The organism is Longimicrobium sp. (genome assembly GCA_036389135.1).
Lineage (GTDB): Bacteria > Gemmatimonadota > Gemmatimonadetes > Longimicrobiales > Longimicrobiaceae > Longimicrobium.
The window spans coordinates 111754-136642 of record DASVQP010000129.1; the positions used below are offsets into that span (position 1 = coordinate 111754).

Genomic DNA, 24889 nt, shown 5'->3' on the forward strand with positions numbered 1-24889 from the left:
CCCAGGGCTACCCCCGCGGCGCGGAACAGCGTTTCACGCAGAGACACGGAGTGAAAGAAAGAGACAAGAAAGTGGACATTGTTGCTACTTGTATTTCGTGGCTGGTATAAATATGCTCTGTTTGCGCCACCGTGCGCGACGTTCCTTCTCAACCGCCAGAGGAGAGACCATCGTGAGAGCGAGAGCATTCGGAGTGTTTGCCGCCCTGATCGCCGCCGCCGGAGCGTCCGCATGCTCCGACGCACCACTGGGGCCGGAGCCGGACGGAATGCGGGCGGATTCCCGTACGGCGCCCCTGTTGGCTGCCGCGCACGGGGGTGCGGTCCGCGACCGGTACATCGTCGTTTTCCGGGACGAGACGCCGGACGCGCGCGGGCTTGCCGCACGGCTGGTGGCGGCGCACGGCGGCACGCTGCACCACACGTACACCCACGCGCTGCGCGGTTTCGCGGCCACCCTGCGGCCCGCCGCCGTCGAGGCGCTGCGCCGCAACCCGCAAGTCCGGTTCGTGGAAGAGGACGGGATCGTGAAGGCGAGCACCACGCAGTACGGCGCGCCGTGGGGGCTGGACCGGATCGACCAGACGGTGGACGGCAATTACAACTACACGGCCACCGGTGCCGGCGTGCGCATCTACGTGCTGGACACCGGGATCCGCTTCGACCACACCCAGTTCGGGGGCCGCGCGTCCGCCGGTTACGACGCGTTCGGCGGCACCGCGGCGGACTGCAACGGCCACGGCACCCACGTGGCCGGCACTGCCGCGGGCAGCACCTACGGCGTGGCGAAGAGCGCCAGCCTGATCGCCGTGCGCGTGCTGGACTGCGCCGGGTCCGGAACGTGGAGCGGCGTCATCGCGGGCGTGGACTGGGTCACCCAGTACCACGTGAAGCCGGCGGTGGCGAACATGTCGCTGGGCGGGGGCGGCAACACCGCGCTCGACGCCGCGCTCGCCAACTCCATCAACGCGGGGGTGACGTACGCCGTCGCGGCGGGGAACGATGCCGGCGACGCCTGCTACTACTCGCCCGCGCGGGCTCCGGGGGCGCTGACCGTCGCCTCTTCGGCATCGGGGGACGAGCGGTCTTCCTTCTCCAACTTCGGGCATTGCGTGGACCTGTACGCACCGGGCTCCGGCATCCTGTCGGCGTGGCACACCGGCAGCTCTGCGACGGCGACCCTGAACGGCACCTCGATGGCTTCGCCGCACGTAGCGGGCGTGGCCGCCCTGTACCTGCAGGGCAACCCCACCGCCGCACCTTCCACGGTGTCGTCCGCGATCCTGAACTCGGGGGCCGTGAACGTGGTGATGGGCGCCGGCTCGGGAGCACCCAACAACCGCCTGGTGAACTCCACGCTCTCCGGCTACTCCCCGCCGCCGCCGTTTCCGTCGACGGGGCCGCCCAACGTTCAGATCCAGTGCTACGATTCCGCCTTCCAGGGTTACCTCGACTGCTACGCCTACGCTTCCGGGGGCACGGGCGGCGGTTACGAATACACCTGGTTGACTGGGTCGTCGTTCGGCGAATACACGATGATTCAGTGTCCGTATTCGGGCAACATGTACTCGTATGTCGACGTGTACGTGACCGTGCTGGACAGCGGCGGCGCGGGCAGGACAGCGTGGCAGTCGGCTCAGTGCACCCCCAGTGGCTGGTAACGGGCCTGACGGGTCACTGTCGGTTCTTCGCGGAGGGTGCGGGGCTTCGGCTCCGCACCCTCATGCTGTCTTGCCCACTGCGCCGGCAGTGCGCAGATTCCGCGTCGCAGCATCCACCTTCCCCCCGCCCCGAAGCCTCATGCAGCCTCTCCGCTACTCCCTGCTCGCCGCGCTTCTCCTCTCCGCCGGGCGCGCCGCTGCCCAGGAGACCGCCCCGCCCCCGGTCGCGCCTCCCCCGCCGGTCACCGAGGGCACTTTCGACATCTCCGCGATAGAGGTCCGTCCGATGATCAGAAACGGCCCCCAGGCCACTCGGGTCGCGGAGGAAGCTTTCGGGAAGGCGGTGGGCCCGGAGGGCGGCCGCGGGTCGGTGACTCTCCGCTTCGTCGTCAAACCAAACGGCACCACCTCGCGCGCGATGGTCGTGGCACCCACCGGGAATCCCGCGATCGACGAGGCGGCGCTCACGGTTCTGCGCGCGATGCGCTTCTCGCCCGGGCAGATCAGGGAGAGGAGCGCACCGGTCCTCGTGGAGCTTCCGTTGTCCTACGACGTTCCGCCTCGCAAAGCCGAATGCGCCGCCGCGCCTGCGCCTTCCAACCCGTGAAATGATGAAGACCGGTGCCGCGCCCCTGGTGGTCGTCTGCTGCGTCCTGCTGCTCCCCGCGTGCGCGTCCGGCGGCGGGGGCACGCCGCCCAGCCCGGCTGCTGCTACCTCGGGGGCTCCGGCCGACACCGCCCGCGTGTACGACATCGACGAGGTGACGGTGAAGCCGAGGCTGGCCAACAACACCGCCGTTGCGCGGGCGCTGGAGCAGAACTACGGAGGCGTGCTGCGCGACGCGGGCGTCGAGGGCCTCGTCCAGCTCCGGATGATCGTCGGGAGCGACGGCCGCACCTCGTCCATCGTGGTCGTGCGGAGCAGTGACGCGCCGTTCATCGCCCCCGCGATCAACGTCGCGCGGGCCATGCGCTTCAACCCCGCCCAGGTGAACGGCGTGCCGGTGCGCGTCAGCATCGAGCTCCCGATCACCTTCAGGCCGGGTCGCTAGCCGCAGACAACAGCGGGCTCACCCAGAGACACGGAGGCACAGGGACGAGTTCTTCCCTGTGCCTCCATGCCTTCTGTGTTGGGCGCTGCCGCGGAGACCCGTGCGAGCCCGGCACCGGCGTGGTAGATTGCCCGCCGAATTGCGGGGATACTTCACACGCACACCACGGGCGGCGCGCGATGTCGATGCGGGAAAAGCTTGAAAAGCTGGAAGAGCTCCGCCGGCAGGCGGAGATGGGCGGCGGCGCCAAGCGCATCCAGGCGCAGCACGAGCGCGGCAAGCTCACCGCGCGCGAGCGGCTGGACGTGCTCCTGGACGAGGGCTCGTTCGTGGAGCTGGACCGCTTCGTCGTCCACCGCGCCACCGACTTCGGGCTCGAGAACGAGAAGTACCTGGGCGACGGCGTGGTGACCGGCTACGGCACCATCCACGGGCGCCTAGTCTACGTCTTCTCGCAGGACTTCACGGTGTTCGGCGGGTCGCTCAGCGAGGCGCACGCGGAGAAGATCGTCAAGATCATGGACCTGGCGCTCAAGAACGGCGCGCCGGTGGTGGGGCTCAACGACTCGGGCGGCGCGCGCATCCAGGAGGGCGTCGTGTCGCTGGGGGGGTATGCCGACATCTTCCTCCGCAACACGCTGGCGTCCGGCGTCGTCCCGCAGATCTCGGCGATCCTGGGGCCGTGCGCGGGCGGGGCGGTGTACTCGCCCGCCATCACGGACTTCATCTACATGGTGCAGGGGTCGAGCTACATGTTCGTAACCGGGCCCAACGTGGTGAAGACGGTGACGCACGAGGACGTGACGATGGAGGAGCTGGGCGGCGCCGCCACGCACGCGGCCAGGAGCGGCGTGGCGCACTTCGCCGTCAAGAGTGAGGTGGAGTGCCTCCACAAGATCCGCCACCTCTTCGAGTTCATCCCGCAGAACAACCAGGACGACGCGCCGCGCAGGGCCACCGACGACCCCTTCGACCGGGCCGACGAGGAGCTGCTGGACGTGGTGCCGGAGAACCCGAACAAGCCGTACGACATGCACGACGTCATCCGCCGCGTGGTGGACGACGGCGAGTTCTACGAGGTGCACGCGGACTACGCGGGGAACATCCTCTGCGGCTTCGCGCACGCGGGCGGCCACTCCATCGGCATCGTGGCAAACCAGCCGGCGGTGCTGGCGGGGGTGCTGGACATCGACGCGTCGGTGAAGGCGGCGCGCTTCGTCCGCTTCTGCGACTGCTTCAACATCCCCATCCTGACCTTCGAGGACGTGCCGGGCTTCCTCCCGGGCGTCACGCAGGAGCACGGCGGCATCATTCGCCACGGCGCCAAGCTCCTCTACGCCTTCTGCGAGGCGACGGTCCCCAAGGTCACCATCATCACCCGCAAGGCGTACGGCGGCGCGTACGACGTGATGAGCTCCAAGCACATCCGCGGCGACATCAACTACGCCTGGCCCACCGCCGAGATCGCGGTGATGGGGGCCAAGGGCGCAGTGGAGATCCTGTACCGCCGCGAGATCGGCACCGCCGAGGACCCGGCCGCCGCCGCCGACGCCCGGCAGCAGGAGTACGCGGAGCGCTTCGCCAACCCGTTCGCCGCCGCCGCCCGCGGCTACGTGGACGACGTGATCGACCCGCGCGAGACGCGCGCGCGGGTGATCAGCGCCTTCGACATGCTGCAGAACAAGCGCGACAGCAACCCGCCGCGCAAGCACGGCAACATCCCGCTCTGATGACGATCGACCAGCTGCTGGCCGGGTACTCGCCCGAGGTGCGCGATCTCGCCCTGCGCGCCTGCGAGCTCGTGCGCGCCGTGCTGCCGGACGCCGTGGTCAAGGTGCATCCGGGGTGGAAGAACATCATCTTCGGCACCGGCCCGCGCATGGGCAACATGGTGGTGGCGGTGATCCCGCACACCTCGCGCATCAACCTCCAGCTCGTCGGCGCCGACCTGCCGGACCCGGCGGGGCTGCTGGAGGGGACGGGGAAGATGGGGCGGCACGTCAAGGTCGCCTCGCCCGCCGTGCTGGAGAACCCGGCCGTTCGCGACCTGCTGCTGGCCGCGGTCGCGCACCAGTCGCACCCCGCCGCGGAGCGCGTCGCAAAGGCGGGCCGTCCGGCCGACGGCTACCGCGCGTACGCCAGCAAAACGGTCAACGTCCCCCTCGACACCCTCTTCGCCGCCTGGACGGACGACGACACGCGCCGCCGCTGGCTGGGCGACCACCCCGTCACCATCCGCGGCACCACCCCCGGCAAATCGCTCCGCGCCCGCTGGGCCGACATGCCCATCGACGTGCGCTTCGAGTCCAAGAGCGACGCCAAGAGCAGCGTCAGCGTGGACCACCGCGGCATTGCGTCCGAAGAAGAGGCGGCGGCGTTGAAGGCGTCGTGGGGCGCGGCGCTGGAGAGCTTGAAGGCCCTCCTCGCTCGATAGGCGTCACGCAGGAAAGCGGAGACACCGGGAGCTTGTCCTGGTGTCTCCGCTTTTCATGGGACCACGACAGGTCGTCTCTTCTACGATCTCGGACAGCCGCATCACCAAGATCCAGCTGCTGCTGAAGTGCTCCCATCGAATACCTATGGGAGCGGTGTAGCTCCCTTCGGGACGGATGTGCCAGAACTCGTTGAAGCGGCATGGCGTTCGCTCTCCAGCGCGCGGAACGCTGGAACGAACACCGACTCCATCGCCTGTGCACGCCCAACGCAAACATGAGCCTCCAGCGTGGCGCAACGGCCCACTGACGCTCTACCACGGCACACTGGTTAAGCATTGGTCCGAGATCGCGCGAGACGGGGTCCGCGTGGATCGAGGGCGTACGGGGAGTGACTTCGGAGCTGGTTTCTATGCCACAGCCGACCTGGCACAGGCGGTACACTGGACTGTCGCACTGACCCGGCGCTTTGGAGAAGGTGCGGTGGTGATATGGACCGAGTTGGACCGGGACATGCTTGCATCTCTGGAGTGCTTGTTCTTCGTGCGTGGACACGCTGGCGCGGAGGACTTCTGGAGCTTCGTACATCATTGCCGGGCGGGCGCGAGAACCCATGGGCGCGTAGATTCCTCGGACGGGATGTATGATGTGGTCGTGGGGCCCGTATCCCGGAACTACGTGCGCCGCGCCGCGTACGAGGAAATGGATCAAATCAGCTTCCATACCCCGGATGCGCAGGCTGTGCTAAACTCTGTCCCCTGGAGTCTTCATGATCCCACGCGATGAGATCGAGGCATTTTGGGAGGTCACTCAGGACTGCTTGATCCAGTTTCATGGGCTTTCGCCTGCGGATGCGGCAGCCCGGGTCACTGCGCTGCGCGAGGACCTTGACGCGATCGATCTGCCGGGGGAACCGATGATCTACCACGATGAGCCGTTCAACGTGGCGTGCGGCTTGGCCAGACGGGAGCTCAACCGGTTTGAGCCTGAGGTAGCGGAGGAATACTATCGGATGCTCAACCGCCCCTTTCCGGTAGTCGATGAGGCGGACGCCCTCGCAGTGCACGAGACGCCGGCGGAGTACCGCGTGGCGCGCTGATGGGTACGCCGCGCGCCTTCAAATACAGCCATGGCGAAAACGCACTTCACCCGGTTCCCGGAACTATGCTGCACCGACGTACAGGAGGAGCCATTGTCTCGGCTGCTACCCTAATCATCGCGATGGGGTGCGGCGGGTCGGGGGATTCTCCGGCGGGGCCGGATGTGGATGCGCCGACGCTGGATGTCGCGGCGATAGCGGACACCGTGCGATCGGAGCGCGCGGAGGTGGTGGTGGAGATCAGTGCGGCGGACAACGCGGGGCTCGCGCGGATCTTCTTCAGCGTCAACGGCGGCGCCGAGCAGAGCACCGCGCTCGCGGGGCAGCGGGCGTACGGGACGAGGCTCACGATCCCGCTGGTCACCGGCGTGAACGATCTCGTTTTCGGGGCCGCCGATCTCGCCGGGAACCGGACGGAGGTGGACGATCGGGTGGTCTATCGCCGGCCGGGTGAGTAGAGAAGAAGCTCGGAGGCGGGTGCCTGGATGAATAAGAGGGCGCGGAGAGATCTCGCGCCCTCTCTTTCGTCGGTGGCTACCGCGCGGTGCTGGCGGCGAGGACGCGCTGGATGACGCCGTCGATGGCGTTCTGCTCGATCCAGCGGGCGTCCTACCCACAGAGCCGAGGTAGCATGCCGCGCGAGGTTACGTGCTGATTGTAGGTACGAGGAGCAGCGAAGATCCCGACCTAAAAATTGTGTCACATGCATTCGTATATACGGACTTTGGAAAAGGATCGACATACGCCTGTGTTCGGATCGATTTCACTCAACGAGCTCCCGATGTCGTCCATCGCTGTCTCTCGACAACGTCCGTTCTTCATCGTAAGATGACTCATAAGTGCGTTCGGGCGGGGAGTCCGCCCTCAAAGCTCTAGCATCCTAACAATTGAGGTCCAATGAAAGTCGTTGCGGTGATCAACTACAAAGGTGGTGTAGGCAAGACCACGACGACCGCGAACCTCGGCGCGGAGCTCGCGTGGCGCGGCTACAACGTATTGATGATCGACATGGACCCTCAGGCAAGTCTCACCTTCTCCTTTGTCAGCCCAGAGGCATGGCAGGCTGAACTCGCAGATGCGCTAACGGTGAAGAGTTGGTTTGATTCTTTCGGGAAGAAGGAGGTGCGGGCCCTGCCTGAGCTAATCGTTGTGCCTCAAAAGGTGAAGAATCGCCTCGTCGGAAAAGGTAACCTGCATCTGATAGCATCGCATTTGGGACTCATCAATGTAGATCTGGAGTTGGCTACCGAACTCGGAGGCGGAACGTTGAAGCAGAACAAGATCAACTACTTACGCGTGCATAACCGCCTGAAGGAAGGATTATCCCAGCTCTCAGCTGACAGGTATGACCTTGTCCTTATCGACTGTCCGCCCAACTTCAATGTGGTCACCAAAACTGCAATCGTCGCGAGCGATTCGATACTCATTCCCGCTAAGCCAGATTACCTTTCCACACTAGGAATTGACTATCTCCGTCGCAATGTCGATCAGCTTGTCGCTGACTTTAACGAATATGTGCAGTTGGATCCTGACGAGGCGGCTGTGCCTATCAATCCGGCGATTTTGGGGGTTGTCTTTACGATGATACAGATTTACAATCAGCAACCGATAGCAGCGTCACGCGCGTTCATGACACAGACCAAAAACCTAGGTGTACCTGTATTCGAAGCATACATCCGAGAGAATAAAACTATGTTTTCGGATGCGCCTCAGGACGCGATTCCTGTCGTCCTCAATCCCTATTCCTCCGCGGGGCATCAAGACGTGGTAAAAGGAATAGAAGACTTTGTGGATGAGTTTGTCGCTGCACTCCAACTCTGAACTGCAATGAATACTGACTCGCAGTCGCTAAGCGACGTACTTCGGCAATTGCTCAAACGCGTATCTGCGCTGACTGACGCCGAACTGCAGGACTTGTTGAACGGAACGGCGACACTTGAGATACGAGTAAAACGGCGGAGAGGAAAAGGCTCTGCAGTAAAGCCGCGTCGGAGTGAGATGCTCCCAGAGGACGTTGTCCGGAGATTGCGTGCTACACGGTCTCGGGATGCTGGAATGTCATTTCTCGAGGAGTTGAATGTCGCTAAAGTGGATCTGGAGAGAATCGCCAGGTGCCTTGACCTACCGGTGCAGCGATCAGTGACGACAGAACGGTTGAAGAGCAACATTGTGGAAGCCACGATCGGATATCGGCTCCGTTCAGAAGCGATACACGGACGTGAACCGGCGCAACTTCCTCTAGACGAACATGTGCGCTCGGCTGAGGTCGTAATTGATCAGTCACCAGTAAAACCTATCGACGAGTAGGTCCGCGGAGTGGTAAGTCGGAGGCCGACTGGTTACTACCGCGACATCGCGCTAAGTGTCCGAATGGTAAGCGCGTGTTTGAGGCTAGAGCAGGGGATCGCCTGGAGCCTTGCCTCGTTCGTGCGAGAACTGCGGGCGGTCTCACAAAGGCGCGTCGATAGCAGACTCGTATGGCGACGCTGCTCCGGGTTGGGTTTACCTCTGCCTTCAACGTGTGGCGGTCTGGGCACGTAGCACGCGCTGGACGAGGCCGTCGATGGCGTTCTGCTCGATCCAGCGGGCGACGATGACGAGGTCGTTTTCGGGGTCCACGTAGACCACGTTGGTGCCGTTGCCCAGGTGCATGAACGCCGACGCGGGGGCGCTGGGCAGGCGCTTGCGGTCGGTGTTCAGGAACCAGTTCATGAAGCCGTAGCCCGGCTCCGGGGCGGTGGGGGTGAGCGCCATCCGCACCCACTCCTCGGAGAGGATCTGGCGGTCGCGCCAGCGGCCGCGGCGCAGCGTCAAGTAGCCGAAGCGCGCCATGTCTCGCGCGCTGATGAACATCCCGCCGCCCCAGTGCCCGCCGCCGCTCACCGACTGCACCGCCTCGCCGTCCATCAGCACCCACGAGTTCTCGTAGCCGGTCCAGCGCCACGACGGCGACGCGCCGATGGGGTCCATCACCTCTTCGCGAAGCACCTGTGGCAGCGGACGGCGCAGGACGTTGAGCGCGGCGAGCGCCAGGACGTTCACCCGCACGTCGTTGTACTCGTAGGCGGTGCCCGGGTCCTTGCGCGGCCGCGTGAGCCACTCGGACGGCGTCTGGCTCGGCCGGTCCGCCCACTCTGGCTTGCCCCAGAGCGTTCCCTCCCAGTCGCTCGTCTGGCGCAGGAGGTCGTCCCAGGTGATGCGGCGGTTGTGCGGCGTGTCGAAGGGGCGCAGCGGCGTCCCGGCGCCCAAGCCGGCATCGTGGCGCGCGCCGCCGCCGGGCGGGATCACCATCACCGGGGCCATGGAGCGCCACACGGGTGCGCGCAGGTCGCGGATCAGCCCGCGGTCGAACGCCACCCCCACCACGGTGGAGAGGAAGCTCTTGGTGACGCTGAAGGTCATGTCCACGCGATACGGATCGCCCCACTCGGCCACGATGTAGCCGTTGCGGACGATCATCCCCGTAGGGTCGCCGCGCGGCTGAAAGGGCCCCACCGCCTCCCCGAACGGCTCGCGTCCAAAGGTCTGGTAGTGGGCGAGCTCCAGGTCGCGCGGCGCCTTCGACTCGCTGGCGATGGCGAAGCGCACCGCCTCCTGGAGCCGCGCCGAATCCAGCCCTGCCTGCGCGGGCGTGCGCCGCTGCCAGTCGTCGCCGGGGCCGGGGTAGTAGGCGTTGCGCGGCTGCGCGGCGGGGCGCTGCGCGAGGGCGGCTCCCTCCGGCACGCCGGCCAGGAGGAGGACGAGGAGCGAGAGCCTGCGGATAGATGGCACGGAAGAGCCCTGTACGCGATGTGTGCGCATCACGCCATCACCCCAGCGGCTGGACGTGCGAACGCTTCGTGGCGGGCATCGCCGGGGCCCCAGTTCTCGATGGAGAACCAGATGATGAAGCCCAGCACCAGCGCGATCAGGAGGAGCGCGATCCAGGTGCTCGCACGTCCGCGCTTCGTGTTGACGGGCGGATCCTGGTAGTCGTTCTTCATGGCGGTGCCCGGGTTCGGAGTGCGTCGTGGGATGCGCGCCGGCCCGCGCAACTCCCGTGCTTGCGCGCCCGCCTGGCAGCACAGGGCGGGCATTCGTAGTTTCAACGGCGCAGCGCCTCCATCCCACCCTGTTCGGAGCCCGTCCTTGGAGATCATCGCCACCTTTTCGCCCCCCGCTGAAGGCGAATTCGCGCCCTTTTACGCCGGTTACGTCGCCCTCGCGTCGAAGGGCGACCTGCTGAGGCGGCTGGAGGCGCAGATCCAGGAGGTCTCGGGCCTTCTACGCGGCCTTTCGGAGGAGGAGGCGCTGTTCCGCTACGCGCCGGGGAAGTGGAGCGTCAAGGAAGTCGCCGGGCACCTGGCGGACACGGAGCGCATCATGGCGTACCGCGCGCTCCGCATCGCGCGGGGCGACACGACGCCGCTGCCGGGGTTCGACGAGAACAGCTTCGTGGCTACCGCCGGCTTCGACGCGCGCCCGCTCCCCTCGCTGGTGGAGGAGTGGGAGACGGTGCGCCGCGCCAGCCTGCTCCTGCTGCGCGGCTTCGACGGCGAGGCGGCCGCCCGTGCGGGGACAGCCAGTGGGGCCCCGATCACGGCCCGGGCGCTGGCGTACATCATCGCGGGGCACGTGGCGCACCACCTGGAGATCCTCCGCACCCGCTACTCCCTCGCCTGAGCATCCATGGACACCCCGGCCACTCCTCAGGAGATCTATATCGGCCGCGGCGGCGACCGCAGCGGGCCGTATACGATAGCCCAGGTGAGGAACCTGGTGGGGGAGGGGCGGTTCTCGCTGAGCGACTGGGCCTGGTATCCGGGCGCGCCGCAGTGGATCGAGATCCGCGACCTTCCGGGGCTCGCGCTCTCCAGCTTGCCGCGGCCGCCGGGCTACCAGGCGCCGCTCGCGAAGACGGCGACGGTGAGGCGGTTCGCCGGGTTCTGGATTCGCTTCGCCGCCATCCTCATCGACACCATCGTCCTCTTGATCCCGCTCAGAACCCTCCGAAGCCTTCTCATCGAGGATAGAACGGGCGACCCGGTGGCGGATCTCGGGGTTAACCTGGCGTCGCTCGCCCTGACCGTGTGCGTGCACTCGGCCTACCGGGCCGCGTTCCACGCGTCCGGATGGCAGGCGACGATCGGCAAGCGCGCGGTGGGGATCCAGGTCACCGACCTGCAGGGGCGACGCATCACCTTCGACCACGCGATGGGGCGCTGCCTCGCCGAGTTCGTGTCCGGCTGGACGGTCGGGATCGGATACGTGATGGCGGGACTCTCTTCGCGCAAGCAGGCGCTGCACGACAAGATCTCGGGAACGCTGGTCCTCTACCGATGACGTCCGGCGGAACCGCCACTCTCCCCCGCGAGCCCGCCATGCGCTACGCCGGCTTCTCGCTCCGCGCGAGCGCGATGCTCATCCGACTTCACCCTTCTCTGGGTCGTCTTCGTTCTGGTGCAGCTCGCCGCGGTGGCGCCGGGGGAGGTGCCCCAGGTCGGCGGCGCGTCCGGCGGGGATCGAGGGCAGCTCTACGTCGGCGCGCTGGCGTGGTGGGCGTACAAGGCGGTGCTCCACTCCTCTCCCTGGCAGGGCACGGTGGGGAAGCTGGTGCTGGGGCTGCGCGTGGCCGACCTCGAGGGGCGCAGGATCTCCTTCGTCCGCGCAACCATCCGGTACGCGGCGGAGGTTGGATCGTACCCGTTGATGGGGATCGGCTACCTGGTGGCGATCTTCTCGCGGCGGCAGCAGGCGCTCCACGACGTGATCGCGCGCACCTGCGTGGTGCAGCGGTGAGCCGCGCGCCGGCTCGCGAAAGGGGCCGGCGGAGTGTACCTTGCCGCGCTGTAGCGCACCACGAAACGCCCTGCGCGCGCGGGGCCGAACCGAGCACCTCCGGAACGCGTGTTCAAGAAGATCCTGGTAGCCAACCGCGGTGAGATCGCACTGCGCGTGATCCGCGCCGCGCACGAGCTGGGCATCGAGGCCGTGGCGGTCTATTCCGAGGCCGACCGCCTCGCCCCTCACGTGCTCGCCGCCGACGAAGCGTACCTGATCGGCCCGCCTCCCTCCGCGCAGAGCTACCTGCGCGCGGACGTGCTGATCGAGGTGGCGAAGGCGTGCGGCGCGGAGGCGATCCACCCCGGCTACGGCTTCCTCAGCGAGCGCGCGCCCTTCATCCAGGCCGTGCGCGACGCGGGGCTCGTCTTCATCGGCCCCTCGCCCGAGGCGGTCACCGCGATGGGCGACAAGACGGCGGCGCGCTCGCGGATGATCGACGCCGGCGTCCCCGTCGTCCCCGGCACCAAGGAGGCGCTGCGAGATGCGGCGGAGGCGCGCACGGTGGCGGGGGAGATCGGCTACCCGGTGCTCCTCAAGGCCGCGGCGGGCGGGGGCGGGAAGGGGATGCGCATCGTGGCCAGCGAGGACGAGATCGAGCGCGCCTTCGAGGCGGCCGGCAACGAGGCGCAGTCCGCGTTCGGCGACCGGTCGGTCTACGTGGAGAAGTTCCTGGAGGGGCCGCGCCACATCGAGATCCAGCTGCTGGCCGACCGCCACGGCAACACGCTGCACCTGGGCGAGCGCGAGTGCTCCATCCAGCGCCGCCACCAGAAGCTGATCGAGGAAGCCCCCAGCGCCGTCCTCACGCCCGACGAGCGCCGCGCGATGGGCGAGATGGCCGTCGCGGCGGCGCGCGCGGTGAGCTACGAGGGCGCCGGCACGGTGGAGTGCCTCTACCAGAACGGAGAGTTCTACTTCCTGGAGATGAACACGCGCATCCAGGTGGAGCACCCCGTAACCGAGCTGGTGACGGGGGTGGACCTGGTGCAGTGGCAGATCCGCGTGGCTGCGGGCGAGGCGCTCCCCTTCACCCAGGACGACATCACCTGGAACGGGCACGCCATCGAGTGCCGCATCACCTCCGAGGACCCGGCCAACAACTTCCTCCCCTCCACCGGGCGGATCGGGAACCTGACGCTCCCCTCCGGGCCCGGCGTGCGCTGGGACGGCGGGATCGCGACGGGGGTGGAGGTGGGGCTCTTTTACGATCCCATGCTCGCCAAGCTGATCGTGCACGCGCCCACGAGGATCGAGGCGATCGACCGGATGAAGCGGGCGCTGCTCGAGCTGAGGCTGGAGGGCGTCGACACCAGCGTCCCCTTCCACCTGCGCGTGATGGACGAGCCGGACTTCCGCGCCGGGCGGCTGGACATCAAGTACCTGGAGAAGCACGAGGCCGAGCTGCTGGGCGAGAGCACGGACGAGGAGCTGATCCGCGCCGCCGCGCTCGCCGCCGCGCTGCTGGAGGAGGAGCGCCGCAACCAGCGCTCGGTGCCGCGCCCGCAGGCGTCCACCTCCACGGGCGGCGGGAGCGCGTGGAAGAGCCGCGCGGGCTGGAGACGGGGTTGAAGGGCAGGCGTCCGGTCGCGCGCCGCGAGCCGCCGCGGCCGGTGCGGGTACGCATCGACTCCATCGCGGCGGGCGGGGAAGGGGTGGGGCGGCTTCCGGACGGGCGCGTCGTCTTCGTCCACCGCACCGCCCCCGGCGACCTGGCCGAGGTGGCGCTTACCGAGAAGCGCGACCGCTGGGCGCGCGGCCGCCTCCTGCGCGTGCTGGAGCCCTCGCCGGAGCGGCGCGAGGCGCCCTGCCCGCACTACGCGCGCTGCGGCGGGTGCACGCTGGAGCACATGCCGTACGATGCGCAGCTCCGCGCCAAGGCCCGCATCGTCGCGGACGCCCTCACGCGCATCGGCGGGGTGCCGGTGGAGCCGCCGGAGGTGGTGCCCTCGCCGCGCGAGTTCCGCTACCGAAACCGCGTCTCCTTCGCGTTGCGGCGGCGGGAGAGCGGGCGGGTGGAGGCCGGCTTCCACGCGCTCGGCGAGCCGGACGAGGTGGTGGACATCGCCGGCTCGTGCCTCCTCCCCGAGGAGCCGATCGCGCGCGTATGGGACGCGATCCGCGCCAACTGGGGCCCCGACGCGCGCCTTCTTCCCTCCGGCGAGCGGCTGCGGCTCACGCTGCGCGCCACGGCGTCCGGCGAGGTGTCGCTGCTGGTGGAGGGCGGCTTCACCCAAGGCCGGCCCGACGAGCTGATGGAGCGCGTCCCCGGCCTCGTCGCCGTCTGGCACCGGCCGCGCGAGGCGTCGCCGGAGCTGATCGCGGGCTCGCCGGGGCTGCCGGAGACGTGGGGCGACGAGACGGTGGAGCTGAGCGGCACCGCCTTCCTGCAGGTGAACCGCGAGGCCGCCGCGCTGCTGGAGGCGCACGTGCTTGAGCGCGCGGGCGACGTCGCCGGGCTGCGCGTGGTGGATGCGTACTGCGGCGTGGGGCTCCACGCCCGCCGCTTCGCCCGCGACGGCGCACGCGTCGTAGGCATCGAGCTGGACCCGCAGGCGGTGGAGGCGGCGATCGCGGCCGCCCCGCCCGGCGCCGAGTTCGTGGAGGGGCCCGTCGAGGAGCTGATCCGCCAGCACCTCCCCGCCGACCTGGTCATCCTCAACCCGCCGCGCGCGGGCGTCGCGGCGGAGGTGGCGGATGCGCTGCTGGCGGCGCGCGCGGGGCGCATCCTCTACGTCTCGTGCAACCCGGCGACGCTGGCGCGCGACCTGAAGCGGCTGTCGCCCGCGTACACGCTGGTGGGGATCCGCTCGTTCGACCTTTTCCCGCAGACCGCGCACGTGGAGAGCGTGGCGGAGCTGCGGTCCAACGCTGACCCGAGCTGACATGCGCTACTTCGTGACGATCGGCGACCGCACGCTGGAGGTGGACCTCACCGGCGCGACGCCCGTGGTGGACGGCACTCCCGTGCACGCGCAGCTCGCGCACCTCCCCGGCACGCCGGTGCGCAGCCTCATCGCGGGCGGGCGCTCGCACACCCTGACCGCGCACCCGGGCGACCGCAAGGCGCGCTGGCAGATCACGATGGGCGGCCGCCGCTTCGCCGCCGACGCGGTGGACGAGCGCACCCGCGCCATCCGCGAGATGACCGGCGCGACCGAGGACGAGGCGAGCAAGGAGATCGTGGCGCCGATGCCCGGCATGGTGGTCAAGATCGAGGTGGAGGTGGGTCAGGCGGTGAAGGCGGGGCAGGGCGTCATCATCGTGGAGGCGATGAAGATGGAGAATGAGCTTAAGGCGCCCGCCGACGGTGTCGTCGCCCGGATCCTCGTCCAGGAGCGGCAGACCGTGGACAAGGGCGCGACCCTCATCGTTCTCGAGTAAGAAGAAGCTACGTCTCACACGGAGCCGCAGAGGGGAAAAGCAAGGGCAGAAAGAGAGTTTCCTCTGTGGCTTGTTTTTCCCCTCCGTGTTCTCTGTGTGAGGCTTGAGACGGGAGGATCGTTGCCGCTGACCGTTTCGCATCCCGCGGCCGCGTGGCTGGTGCGGCGTTTGGCGCCACGGCTGCCGCTGGACGCGCTGGTGCTGGGTACGATGGCGCCGGACTTCGAGTACATCCTGCGGCTGCGCGTGTACGGCCGCTTCGGGCACACGCCGCTCGGGCTGCTCCTCTTCTGCGTGCCGGTAGGGCTGGCGGCGTGCGCCGTGTTCCGCGCGCTGGTGCGCCCGGCGGCCATGCGGCACCTCCCCGCCGGGCTGCGCTCGCCCGCACCGCGCCACGGGTGGATCGCGTCGGCCGCGGCGGTGCTGGTGGGCGCCGCGACGCACGTGCTGTGGGACTCCGTCACCCACGGCAGCGCGGATCTGGCCGTCGATTCGCCCCTGCTGCGGGAGATGGTGGCCGGCGTGCCCGTGTACCACGTGCTGCAGCACCTTTCCACGCTGGCGGGCGCGGTGGCGATCGCGTGCTGGGTGCGCGCGTGGGTGCGAAGCCACCCGGCCGAGGCGCGGCGTTACGCGCCGGGCGAGCGGACCACCGCGCTGCGTGTGGCCGGCGCCATCGTGGCGTTCGCCGCGCTCACCGCGGTGCTGAACGGCGCGCGGCGTCTGCACGCCTCCCCGGTAGTGGCGCTTGGGTACGCCGCAGTGGGCGGAATGGCGGGGCTCGCCGCGGCCGCCGTGGTTTATGGCGCGGCGACCCGGCGGGGCGGTGCTTTCCCCAGGTGATCCGCGCATTATCTTCCCCGCATACTCCGTTCGCCTTCTCCTCCGCCTGGTCCGCATGAACGCATCCATCTTCGTACCCGCGCTCCGGTGCGCCGCCGTCGCCGCGGCGTGCGCTCTCGCCGCGTGCGCGTCTCCCGCCGCACGCCCGGCCACGGGACCCGCTCCCGGCGAGCCCACCCAGCGCTCGTTTGCGCAGCGCGTGGCGGGGATGGCGCGCCAGGACGGCTACTTCCCCCTGTACACGGACGCGAAGACGGGGAAGCTGATGCTGGAGGTGCGGCGCGTGGGGGAGGACTTCCTCTACCTCAACTCGCTCGCGACGGGGATCGGGTCGAACGCGCTGGGGCTGGACCGCGGGACGATCGGTGACGGCGTGGTAGTGCGCTTCGAGAGGCACGGGCCGAAGCTCCTCCTGGTGGAGCAGAACACCGGCTTCCGAGCGGTCGGCGGGAGTGATGCGGAGCAGAGGGCGGTGGCGGAGTCGTTTCCCACCTCGGTGCGCGGCGCGTTCGCCGTGGTGGCGGAGGAGGGCGGGCGCATCCTGATCGATGCGACCGACTTCTTCCTCCAGGACGCGTTCGGGGTGGCGGGGCAGATCCGTCGCGCGGGGCAGGGCGAGTTCAGGGCGGACCGCGAGCGCAGCACGATCTATCTGCCGCGCACGAAGTCCTTCCCGACGAACACCGAGGTCGAGTCGCTCCTCACCTGGGCCAGCGACAACCCGGGGCCCGAGATCGTCCGCCACACGCCCGACGGGCGTTCGCTCTCGCTGCGGCAGCACCACTCGTTCGTGGAGCTCCCACCGCCCGGCTACCGTCCGCGCGCCTTCGACCCGCGCATCGGCTTCTTCCCGCTCACCTTCTTCGACTTCAGCCAGCCCCTCGACCGCGCCTTCCAGCAGCGGTGGATCACGAGGTGGCGGCTGGAGAAAAAGGATCCGTCCGCCGCGAGGTCGGAGGCGGTGCGGCCGATCGTGTACTACCTCGATCCCGGCATCCCCGAGCCGTACCGCACCGCGTTCCGCGAGGGCGCGAGCTGGTGGAACCGGGTGTTCGAGGCCGCCGGGTTCATCAACGCCTTCCAGGTGCTGGACCTCCCCGAGGGCGCGGACCCGATGGACGCGCGCTACTCGGTGGTGCAGTGGGTGCACCGCACCGATCCGGGCTTCTCCATCGGCCCCTCCTTCACCGACCCGCGCACCGGCGAGATCATCAAGGCCGCCGTACGCATGGACTCGTACCGCTCGCTGACCGACTACAACATCTTCGCCGGCACCCTGCCGACGGTGGTGGAACCGGTGGGCGACTGGGTTGCGACCCTGGGCGGGGACGATGGAGAGGCGTTCGCGATGGCGCGGCGCAGGCAGCACGTGGCGCACGAGATCGGGCACACGCTGGGGCTGGCGCACAACTTCACCGCCTCCACCTACGGGCGCGCGTCGGTGATGGACTATCCGGGGCCGCTGATCGAGCTGCGCAACGGCCGCATCGACCTGTCGCGCGCGTACCGCGCCGGGCCGGGTGCGTACGACTCGCTCGCCATCCGCTACGCCTACACGCCGTTCGCCACGTCTGAGGCGGAGGCGCGCGGGCTGCGCGACATTATGGCGGAGGGGATGCGGCGCGGCCTGCGCTTCATGGGTGACCGCGACGCGGACGAGGCGGGGATGATGCCCGGGGTCACCCGCTGGGCCAACGGTCCCGACCGCATCGCGGAGCTGCAGCGGACGATGGAGGTGCGGCGCTTCCTCATGGACCGCTTCAACACCGCCGCCATCCGCCCCGGCGAGCCGATGTACCTCCTGAGCCAGCGGCTGGCGCCCGTCTACCTGCACCACCGCTACGCGCTTGAGGCCGCCATCAAGGCGATCGGCGGCCTGGAGTACACCTTTGCGTTGGCCGGCGATGCGCAGGTGCCGGCCACCATCCACGACCCGGCGGAGCAGCGGCGCGCGCTGGATCTCCTCGTCCGCGCGATGCAGCCGGAGGAGCTGGCGATTCCGGAGCGCGTCGCGGCGCTGATCCCGCCGCCTCCGTTCGGGTACTCGGGGAACGCGCAGTCGTTCGCGTCGCCGGCCGGGGGCGCGTTCGATCCGCTGACGGCGGCGCAGGGGCTCGCGACGAGCATCGTCAACGGGGTGCTGCACCGCGAGCGCGCGGCGCGGCTGGTTTCGTTCCACGCCCGCAACCCCGCGGCGCCGTCGCTGGACGAGGTGATCGGGCGGCTGGTGGACGGCACCTGGGGCGCGCCGGCATCATCGAACCCGCGCGATGCCGCCCTGCGGCGCGTGGCCCAACGTGCGGTGCTCGACCGGCTGATCGCGCTCGCGTCCGACCGGATGGCGGTGCCGCAGGCGCGCGCATCGGCCGAGCTTCACCTGGCGCGCCTGGCCGACCGCCTCCGCGCCCGCCGCGCCGCCGACGTGGCCCAGCGCGCCCACGACGAGCACGCCGCCCGCGAGATCCGCCGCTACCTGGAGCGCACCGCGCCGCCCACCGAGCCCACGCAGCCCTTGCCGCTGCCGCCGGGGACGCCGATCGGGAGCCCGTGAGGGGACGGGCCCCCTCCCCGCTCGTCACCTCGCTGCCCCTCCCCCAAAAACTACCTGGGGGAGGGGCGGTTTGCGTGCGTTGGTGCGGGGCGGCACGGAGGCCTCGCGGGGGCGGGCACGGGCAGCCACGTGGGGCGGCCCCTACCAGGGCGGGTGTACGGGGCGGAAGTCGGCGTGGGGGGAAGGCGTCGGGGCGGCGGCGGGCGGAGGTCGGAGCGGCGCCGGGCACGGGCGCATCCGCGCCGACCCACGCCCCCTCTCTCGATAACAGAGGCGCAGCCTCTCCTGTTATCGGGAGAGGGGGCAGCGAGGAACGAGCGGGGGTGAGGGCCCCTTGTGCCCACCCACCCCCCGCATCATATTCCAACCCATGACGCACTTCGCCGCCGCCCGCTCGTACTATTACGCCGGCCTCCTACTGGGGAGACCGGCTCTCGTCGTGCGCGGCTGAACGCAGCCACCGTCCGACCGAAGCGCTGAGAGGCTCCCGAGAGATCGGGGGCCTTTTTCGTTTTGGGCCGGCACCCATTCATCCCGCAAAGGACACCATGATCATCGTCACCCGCCCCAACGTCACCGATGCAGAGCTGGACCACATCCGCGAGCGCATCGAGGAGCTGGGGCTGCGCACCCACGTCTCGCGCGGCGAGCAGCGCACCATCATCGGCTGCATCGGCGACGAGTCGCTGCTGCAGGGGGCCGCGCTGCTGAGCATGCCGGGCGTGGAGTCGGTGACGCCCGTGCTCAAGAAGTACAAGCTCGTGTCCAGCGAGTTCGCGGCGGCGCCGACGGTGGTGCGCATCGGCGAGCACGCGGACGCGGCGGTGGGGGGGCGCAGGCTGGCCGTGATCGCCGGGCCCTGCTCGGTGGAGGGGCGCGACATGCTCCACGCCACCGCGCGCGCCGTCCGCGATGCCGGGGCGACGATGCTGCGCGGGGGCGCGTTCAAGCCGCGCAGCTCGCCGTACGCCTTCCAGGGGCTCGGCGAGGCGGCGCTGCGCATGCTCGTGGAGGTGCGCGCCGAGACGGGACTTCCGGTGGTCACCGAGGTGATGGACACGCGCCAGGTGGAGATGGTGGCCGAGCACGCGGACGTCCTGCAGATCGGCGCGCGCAACATGCAGAACTTCGCGCTCCTCTCCGAGGTTGGCCGCGTGCAGCGCCCCGTGCTCCTCAAGCGCGGCCTTTCCGCCACGGTGGAGGAGCTGCTGATGGCGGCCGAGTACGTGATGGCGCAGGGGAACCGCGACGTCATTCTGTGCGAGCGCGGCATCCGCACCTTTGAGCCGTCCACGCGCAACACGCTGGACGTCGCCGCCATCCCCGTGCTCAAGCGCGAGACGCACCTGCCCGTGCTGGTGGACCCGAGCCACGCGGGCGGCCGCGCCGACCTGGTCGCGCCGCTCGCCTTCGCCGCGATCGCCGCGGGCGCGGACGGGCTGATCGTGGAGGTTCACCCCTCGCCCGAGACGGCGCTCTCCGATGGCGATCAGTCACTTACCCATGACGCCTTCGCGCGGCTGATGACGGACCTGCAGCGCTTCGCGGAGGCATCCGGGCGGGAGCTGCCCCTGCCCGTGGAGGTGGGCGCGTGACCGAGGAGCAGGCCGCGGCCGAGCTCGACCGGCTGCGCAGCGAGATCGAGCGCGTCGACCGCGCCATCGTGGCGCAGATCGCGGAGCGGGTGGCGCTAGCGGGGCTCATCGGAGCGGCCAAGAAGGTGCTCGGCCTCCCCACCCTCGACCCGCGCCGCGAGGCGTTCGTCGTCCGTCGCGCCGGCGAGCTGGCGCGCGAAGCCGGGCTCCCCGACGAGGACACGCGCTACCTCTTCTGGCACCTGATCGGCATGTCGCGCCGGGCGCAGCTGGAGCAGGGATGACCGGCGTTCGTTCGGCCGCGGTCATTGGCCTTGGGCTCATCGGCGGGTCCGTGGCGCGCGATTTGGTCGAGCGCGGGGTGCGCGTGCTCGGCTACGACCGCGATCCGGCCACGGTGCGCGACGCGCTGCGCGATGGCGGCATCCACGAGGTGCTTGGGTCGAGGCTGGAGGGCACCGAGGCCGTCGATCTCGTCATGGTCGCCGTCCCCGTCACCGCCGCGGCGGACGTGCTGCGAAAGCTCCGCGTGCTCTCCACCGCGCTGTTGACGGATGTGGGGAGCACCAAGGAATCGATCGCCCGCGCCGCCGAAGAGGTAGCGCTCGGCGAGCAGTTCGTCGGCTCGCACCCGCTCGCGGGGGACCACCGCTCCGGGTGGAGCGCGTCGCGGACGGGGCTGTTCCGGGGTGCGCGGGTCTTCCTCACACCCACCACGCGCACGACACTCGAAGCGCTCGAACGGGCACGCGCGCTCTGGACTTCACTCGGCGCGCACACGGAGGTTATGGATGCGGCGGAGCACGACCGGCGCATGGCCGCCGTCAGCCACCTTCCGCAGGCGCTCGCCACCGCGCTCGGCTCGCTGCTGGCGCACGAGCGATTAGGGCGCGGCGATCTCGGGCCCGGCGCGCGGGACATGACGCGCCTGGCGGGGAGCTCGCCGGAGATGTGGGCGGCGATCGCGGCGGACAACGCGCGCCACCTGTCCGCGTCGGTCGGTGCGATGCAGGAGCGGCTGGCTGGGTTGCGGGATGCGCTCGACGCGGGGGACGCCGAGCGGCTCAGGAGCTTCTTCGAGGAAGGGAACCGCTGGTTTCGCGAGGACGAGCGGTAGGAGCACGATGGGTCGCGGATCAGGGGGCCAGCGCCAGGAGCGGTGCCAGCCACCGGATCAGCTCCTCCTCGTCCACGATGGACCAGGAGTGCGGGTGGCGCCGGCCGTCGGGACGAAAGCCTTTTCCCGTGGTGGTGATCAGCTCGGCGCGCGTGTTCCCGCGCACTCTGAGGAGGTTTATGAGCGCCGCGTGGTCCACGGAGTTCATCCCGTGGAAGTCCAGGTTGCGCTCCTGCATCCACCAGTGCACGTCGGGCTCGGTGTAGATGCGCACCGCCGTGGAGGCCAGGTGCCGCGCATTCCCGCCGTCCACGGCCGATGCGATCACCGGCGAGTGCCGCAGGTACGCGGACCGCCTCTGGTCCGGGGTGCCGCCCATGGCGCGGCGAATCGTGTTCACCAGCATCCGCTCTTCCTGGATGTTGCTGCGCGGGGCGTTGCGGCGGAGGATGACGTCCGAGCTGCGGTACACGCGCTCCCAGTCGAGGGGCGGATCGACGGCGAACACGGCGGCCACGCGGCTCGCCCCGCGGCACCTGTCCTGGGCGCAGTGCTGCGCGTACCGCACAGCGCCGGTCCCTCCCGCCGAGAACCCGCCGATCGCCACGCGCTCCCGCGGGATGCGGTAGCGCTGGAGCACCTCCGCGACCATGGAGTCCAGGCGCACCACCATGGCGTCCGTCTCGAATAGCGTCTCGGGGTGCGGGAGCGCCGTGATGGTGACGACTCCGCGGCTCGCGAGCCGGGCCGGGAGGGTGGACGGGGTGGAGGGCGACGACGGCTCGAAGGCATTCACGTCGTCGCCCAACCCCGGCAGAAGCACGAGCAGCGCGCGAGGCGTTCCGGTAGCGGCGTACACGCGGTAAGTGTTGGCCACCGAATCGCCCGGGGTGCGGCGGACCACCTGCGGCGCCTGCGCTGCGGCGGGTACGCCCAGGAGAGCGACCGCCACGAAGAGGGTACGGACCAGGGTGGGCATTGGGTGAGCGGGTTCGTGGGGATCGGGTGCGTGCGGAGTCGGAACGGCCCACTCGCATACATGTTTGTGCGGACGTTCTCGGGTGCCGCTATGATGCGACCCCGTGGCGGACCGGTCAACCGAAGGGGGTCCAATCGGGACGAGTCCTGCGCTTCGGCATCGGCGGCAGAATCCATTCCCATCTCCTCGAATGGAACCGGCGCCCGCCTCACCGTATTCTCTCCGTATGACGTGCCACCGACACCCTTCAGAATCGGCGCGGCGATCGCACTAGCTTCGCGCCATCTGGAAGTCGCAGCTCCCGGCCGCGGCGACTCAGCAGTCGCACGGCGGGGGCGGGTGGGACATCCTCACATCGACCTCAGCGGTGCGGACGCCGGCGGGGGATTGGAGCTGGGCGACCCGATCGCCGCGATCCCAGACGCCGCGGGAGGTGCGTTCGAGGGCGCGGTCTCGCTGATCGAGGCGGGCGGCGATGCGGCGGGAGCCGTGTTCGAGGTGATCGGCAGCATCCTCGAGTTCCTCTTCGGCCTCCTGGACGGTCTGTAGCGACGACGACGCCCACGGGTAGCATATCCGCCTGTGGGCGTTATCTTTGCCCGTGCAGATCCTGAGGCGGGCGCGGTGCCCGCGGCGTTCGAGACCTACGCGGCTTCCCGAGATGAGCGATACACTGGCGGTCACCAACCTGGGCGAAGACTCCGGGACCCCGGACGGCGGCAAGGCGTCGTGGACGGAGCGCGCCGTCACCCCCGCGCTCGCCAGGCACGCCGAGCGCCGCGAGCGCTTCGAATCGACCAGCGGTGTGGAGGTGGACCGCCTCTACACCCCCGAGGACACCGCCGGGCTCGACTACGACCGCGACCTCGGCTATCCGGGTGAGTTCCCCTTCACCCGCGGCATCCAGCCGACCATGTACCGCGGGCGCTTCTGGACGATGCGCCAGTACGCCGGCTTCGGGACGGCGGAGGAGACCAACGAGCGCTTCAAGCTCCTCCTGGCAGCGGGGCAGACGGGGCTCTCCACCGCCTTCGACCTCCCCACGCAGATGGGGTACGACTCCGACCACTCGATGGCCGCCGGCGAAGTCGGCCGCGTGGGCGTGGCGATCGACTCGCTGGCCGACATGCGCAAGCTGCTGGCGGACATCCCGCTGGACCGCGTTTCGACCTCGATGACGATCAACGCCACGGCATCCATCCTCCTCGCCTTCTACATCGCGGTGGCGGACGAGCGCGGCATCCCGCGCAACAAAATTTCGGGGACGATTCAGAACGACATCCTCAAGGAGTACATCGCGCGCGGCACCTACGTCTTTCCCGTGGAGCCGTCGCTGCGCCTGATCACGGACATCTTTGCGTTCTGCAACGCGGAGGTGCCGAAGTGGAACACCATCTCCATCAGCGGCTACCACATCCGCGAGGCGGGCTCGACCGCCGCGCAGGAGATCGCCTTCACCTTCGCGGACGGCCTGGAGTACGTGCGCCGCGCGCAGGCGGCGGGGCTGGACGTCAACAGCTTCGCGCCGCGCCTCTCCTTCTTCTTCGCCTCGCACAATGACCTGTTCGAGGAAGTCGCCAAGTTCCGCGCCGCCCGCCGCCTGTGGGCGCGGCTGATGCGCGAGCGCTTCGGCGCTTCCGACGAGGCGGCAAAGCTCCGCTTCCACACGCAGACGGGCGGAGTGACGCTGCAGGCGCAGCAGCCGCTCAACAACGTGGTGCGCGTAACGGTGCAGGCACTCGCCGCGCTGCTGGGCGGCACGCAGTCGCTGCACACCAACGGATACGACGAGGCGCTCTCCCTCCCCACTGCGCAGGCCGCCACGCTGGCGCTGCGTACGCAGCAGGTGCTCGCCTTCGAGAGCGGCGCCGCGGACACGGTGGACCCGCTCGCCGGCTCGTACTTCGTGGAGTCGATGACCGACGCCGTGGAGGCGAAGGCGCGCGAGTACCTGGACAAGATCGAGGAGATGGGCGGCGCGGCCTCCGCCATCGACTACATGCAGGAGGAGATTCACCGCGCCGCCTACGAGCACCAGATCGCCGTGGAGCGCGGCGACCGCGTCATCGTGGGCGTCAACCGCTTCCAGGCCGCCGAGGGCGATCCGGTGGACCTGGCCCAACCCGACTTCACCGCCCTGGAACACGGCCAGCAGCGCCAGCTCGCCGAGCTCAAGTCGTCGCGCGACGACGGCGAGGTACGCGCGCGCCTGGAAGCCATCCGCGCCGCCGCCCGCGGCACCGACAACTTGATGCCCCACATCATCGACGCCGTCAAAGCCATGGTCACCCTCGGCGAGATCAGCGACGCGCTGCGCGCCGAGTGGGGCGTGCACAGGCCGGCATGAGCACGCCGCG

23 protein-coding genes and 1 pseudogene are annotated in these 24889 nt (G+C 69.3%); 21 read left to right on the plus strand and 3 right to left on the minus strand.

Annotated features, from left to right (window positions below):
• The first annotated feature begins 172 nt into the window (after positions 1 to 172).
• The 8 genes from VF584_25860 (at position 173) to VF584_25895 (ending at position 8064) form a co-directional block, all read left to right on the plus strand.
• Positions 173 to 1660 carry a S8 family peptidase gene (locus tag VF584_25860; protein ID HEX8213622.1) on the plus strand — a complete coding sequence of 496 codons (1488 nt, stop codon included), beginning with the start codon at positions 173 to 175 and terminating at the stop codon, positions 1658 to 1660.
• Positions 1661 to 1799: 139 nt separating this feature from the next.
• Positions 1800 to 2267, plus strand: a complete 468-nt coding sequence (locus VF584_25865) for an energy transducer TonB (protein HEX8213623.1) — start codon at positions 1800 to 1802, stop codon at positions 2265 to 2267.
• Between the two features lies 1 nt (position 2268).
• Positions 2269 to 2712, plus strand: a complete 444-nt coding sequence (locus VF584_25870) for an energy transducer TonB (GenBank protein HEX8213624.1) — start codon at positions 2269 to 2271, stop codon at positions 2710 to 2712.
• Positions 2713 to 2897: 185 nt separating this feature from the next.
• Positions 2898 to 4442 (plus strand): acyl-CoA carboxylase subunit beta, encoded by a 1545-nt coding sequence (locus tag VF584_25875; GenBank protein ID HEX8213625.1) that lies wholly within the window; start codon positions 2898 to 2900, stop codon positions 4440 to 4442.
• The gene (locus VF584_25880) at positions 4442 to 5146 is read left to right on the plus strand and encodes a hypothetical protein (GenBank protein HEX8213626.1); all 705 of its coding nucleotides are present in this window, start codon (positions 4442 to 4444) and stop codon (positions 5144 to 5146) included. Before VF584_25875 ends, VF584_25880 begins: the two co-directional genes overlap by 1 nt.
• 767 nt (positions 5147 to 5913) lie before the next feature.
• On the plus strand, positions 5914 to 6243 hold the full coding sequence (locus VF584_25885) for a hypothetical protein (GenBank protein HEX8213627.1): 330 nt from the start codon (positions 5914 to 5916) through the stop codon (positions 6241 to 6243).
• Between the two features lie 206 nt (positions 6244 to 6449).
• Positions 6450 to 6701, plus strand: a complete 252-nt coding sequence (locus tag VF584_25890) for a hypothetical protein (protein ID HEX8213628.1) — start codon at positions 6450 to 6452, stop codon at positions 6699 to 6701.
• Positions 6702 to 7140: 439 nt separating this feature from the next.
• Positions 7141 to 8064, plus strand: coding sequence for an AAA family ATPase (locus tag VF584_25895; protein HEX8213629.1), 924 nt, complete (start codon positions 7141 to 7143; stop codon positions 8062 to 8064).
• A 693-nt stretch (positions 8065 to 8757) separates the two neighbouring features.
• Here the strand turns inward: VF584_25895 and VF584_25900 are convergent.
• The gene (locus VF584_25900; GenBank protein ID HEX8213630.1) at positions 8758 to 10014 is read right to left on the minus strand and encodes a serine hydrolase; all 1257 of its coding nucleotides are present in this window, start codon (positions 10012 to 10014) and stop codon (positions 8758 to 8760) included.
• A 29-nt stretch (positions 10015 to 10043) separates the two neighbouring features.
• Positions 10044 to 10226 carry a hypothetical protein gene (locus VF584_25905; GenBank protein ID HEX8213631.1) on the minus strand — a complete coding sequence of 61 codons (183 nt, stop codon included), beginning with the start codon at positions 10224 to 10226 and terminating at the stop codon, positions 10044 to 10046.
• Between the two features lie 145 nt (positions 10227 to 10371).
• Between VF584_25905 and VF584_25910 the strand changes: the two genes are divergently transcribed.
• The 11 genes and pseudogenes from VF584_25910 (at position 10372) to VF584_25960 (ending at position 21553) form a co-directional block, all read left to right on the plus strand.
• The gene (locus tag VF584_25910; protein HEX8213632.1) at positions 10372 to 10905 is read left to right on the plus strand and encodes a DinB family protein; all 534 of its coding nucleotides are present in this window, start codon (positions 10372 to 10374) and stop codon (positions 10903 to 10905) included.
• Between the two features lie 6 nt (positions 10906 to 10911).
• Positions 10912 to 11565, plus strand: coding sequence for an RDD family protein (locus VF584_25915; GenBank protein ID HEX8213633.1), 654 nt, complete (start codon positions 10912 to 10914; stop codon positions 11563 to 11565).
• 96 nt (positions 11566 to 11661) lie between these two features.
• Positions 11662 to 12021: pseudogene (locus tag VF584_25920) on the plus strand (RDD family protein).
• 108 nt (positions 12022 to 12129) lie between these two features.
• Positions 12130 to 13635: an acetyl-CoA carboxylase biotin carboxylase subunit gene (gene accC / locus VF584_25925; GenBank protein ID HEX8213634.1), complete on the plus strand. Its 1506-nt coding sequence runs from the start codon at positions 12130 to 12132 to the stop codon at positions 13633 to 13635.
• Positions 13602 to 14948 (plus strand): class I SAM-dependent RNA methyltransferase, encoded by a 1347-nt coding sequence (locus VF584_25930; protein HEX8213635.1) that lies wholly within the window; start codon positions 13602 to 13604, stop codon positions 14946 to 14948. Before accC ends, VF584_25930 begins: the two co-directional genes overlap by 34 nt.
• A 1-nt stretch (position 14949) precedes the next feature.
• Positions 14950 to 15447 carry an acetyl-CoA carboxylase biotin carboxyl carrier protein subunit gene (locus VF584_25935; GenBank protein HEX8213636.1) on the plus strand — a complete coding sequence of 166 codons (498 nt, stop codon included), beginning with the start codon at positions 14950 to 14952 and terminating at the stop codon, positions 15445 to 15447.
• A gap of 120 nt (positions 15448 to 15567) precedes the next feature.
• On the plus strand, positions 15568 to 16290 hold the full coding sequence (locus tag VF584_25940) for a DUF4184 family protein (GenBank protein HEX8213637.1): 723 nt from the start codon (positions 15568 to 15570) through the stop codon (positions 16288 to 16290).
• A gap of 55 nt (positions 16291 to 16345) precedes the next feature.
• Positions 16346 to 18841, plus strand: a complete 2496-nt coding sequence (locus VF584_25945) for a zinc-dependent metalloprotease (GenBank protein HEX8213638.1) — start codon at positions 16346 to 16348, stop codon at positions 18839 to 18841.
• A 548-nt stretch (positions 18842 to 19389) separates the two neighbouring features.
• Complete coding sequence (aroF, locus tag VF584_25950) at positions 19390 to 20436, plus strand: 3-deoxy-7-phosphoheptulonate synthase (protein ID HEX8213639.1); 1047 nt, start codon at positions 19390 to 19392, stop codon at positions 20434 to 20436.
• A complete protein-coding gene (locus VF584_25955; GenBank protein HEX8213640.1) occupies positions 20433 to 20720 on the plus strand; it encodes a chorismate mutase in 288 nt (95 codons plus the stop codon). Before aroF ends, VF584_25955 begins: the two co-directional genes overlap by 4 nt.
• A complete protein-coding gene (locus tag VF584_25960) occupies positions 20717 to 21553 on the plus strand; it encodes a prephenate dehydrogenase/arogenate dehydrogenase family protein (protein ID HEX8213641.1) in 837 nt (278 codons plus the stop codon). The genes VF584_25955 and VF584_25960 overlap by 4 nt, the downstream gene beginning before the upstream one ends.
• Before the next feature lie 19 nt (positions 21554 to 21572).
• Here VF584_25960 and VF584_25965 read toward each other — a convergent pair whose 3' ends face one another.
• Positions 21573 to 22532, minus strand: coding sequence for a hypothetical protein (locus VF584_25965; GenBank protein HEX8213642.1), 960 nt, complete (start codon positions 22530 to 22532; stop codon positions 21573 to 21575).
• 339 nt (positions 22533 to 22871) lie between these two features.
• On the opposite strand from VF584_25965, the gene VF584_25970 reads away from it, so the two are divergent.
• Both VF584_25970 and VF584_25975 read left to right on the plus strand, forming a co-directional pair.
• Positions 22872 to 23081: a hypothetical protein gene (locus VF584_25970; protein ID HEX8213643.1), complete on the plus strand. Its 210-nt coding sequence runs from the start codon at positions 22872 to 22874 to the stop codon at positions 23079 to 23081.
• A gap of 112 nt (positions 23082 to 23193) precedes the next feature.
• Positions 23194 to 24879: a methylmalonyl-CoA mutase family protein gene (locus tag VF584_25975; protein ID HEX8213644.1), complete on the plus strand. Its 1686-nt coding sequence runs from the start codon at positions 23194 to 23196 to the stop codon at positions 24877 to 24879.
• The last annotated feature ends 10 nt before the right edge of the window (positions 24880 to 24889 follow it).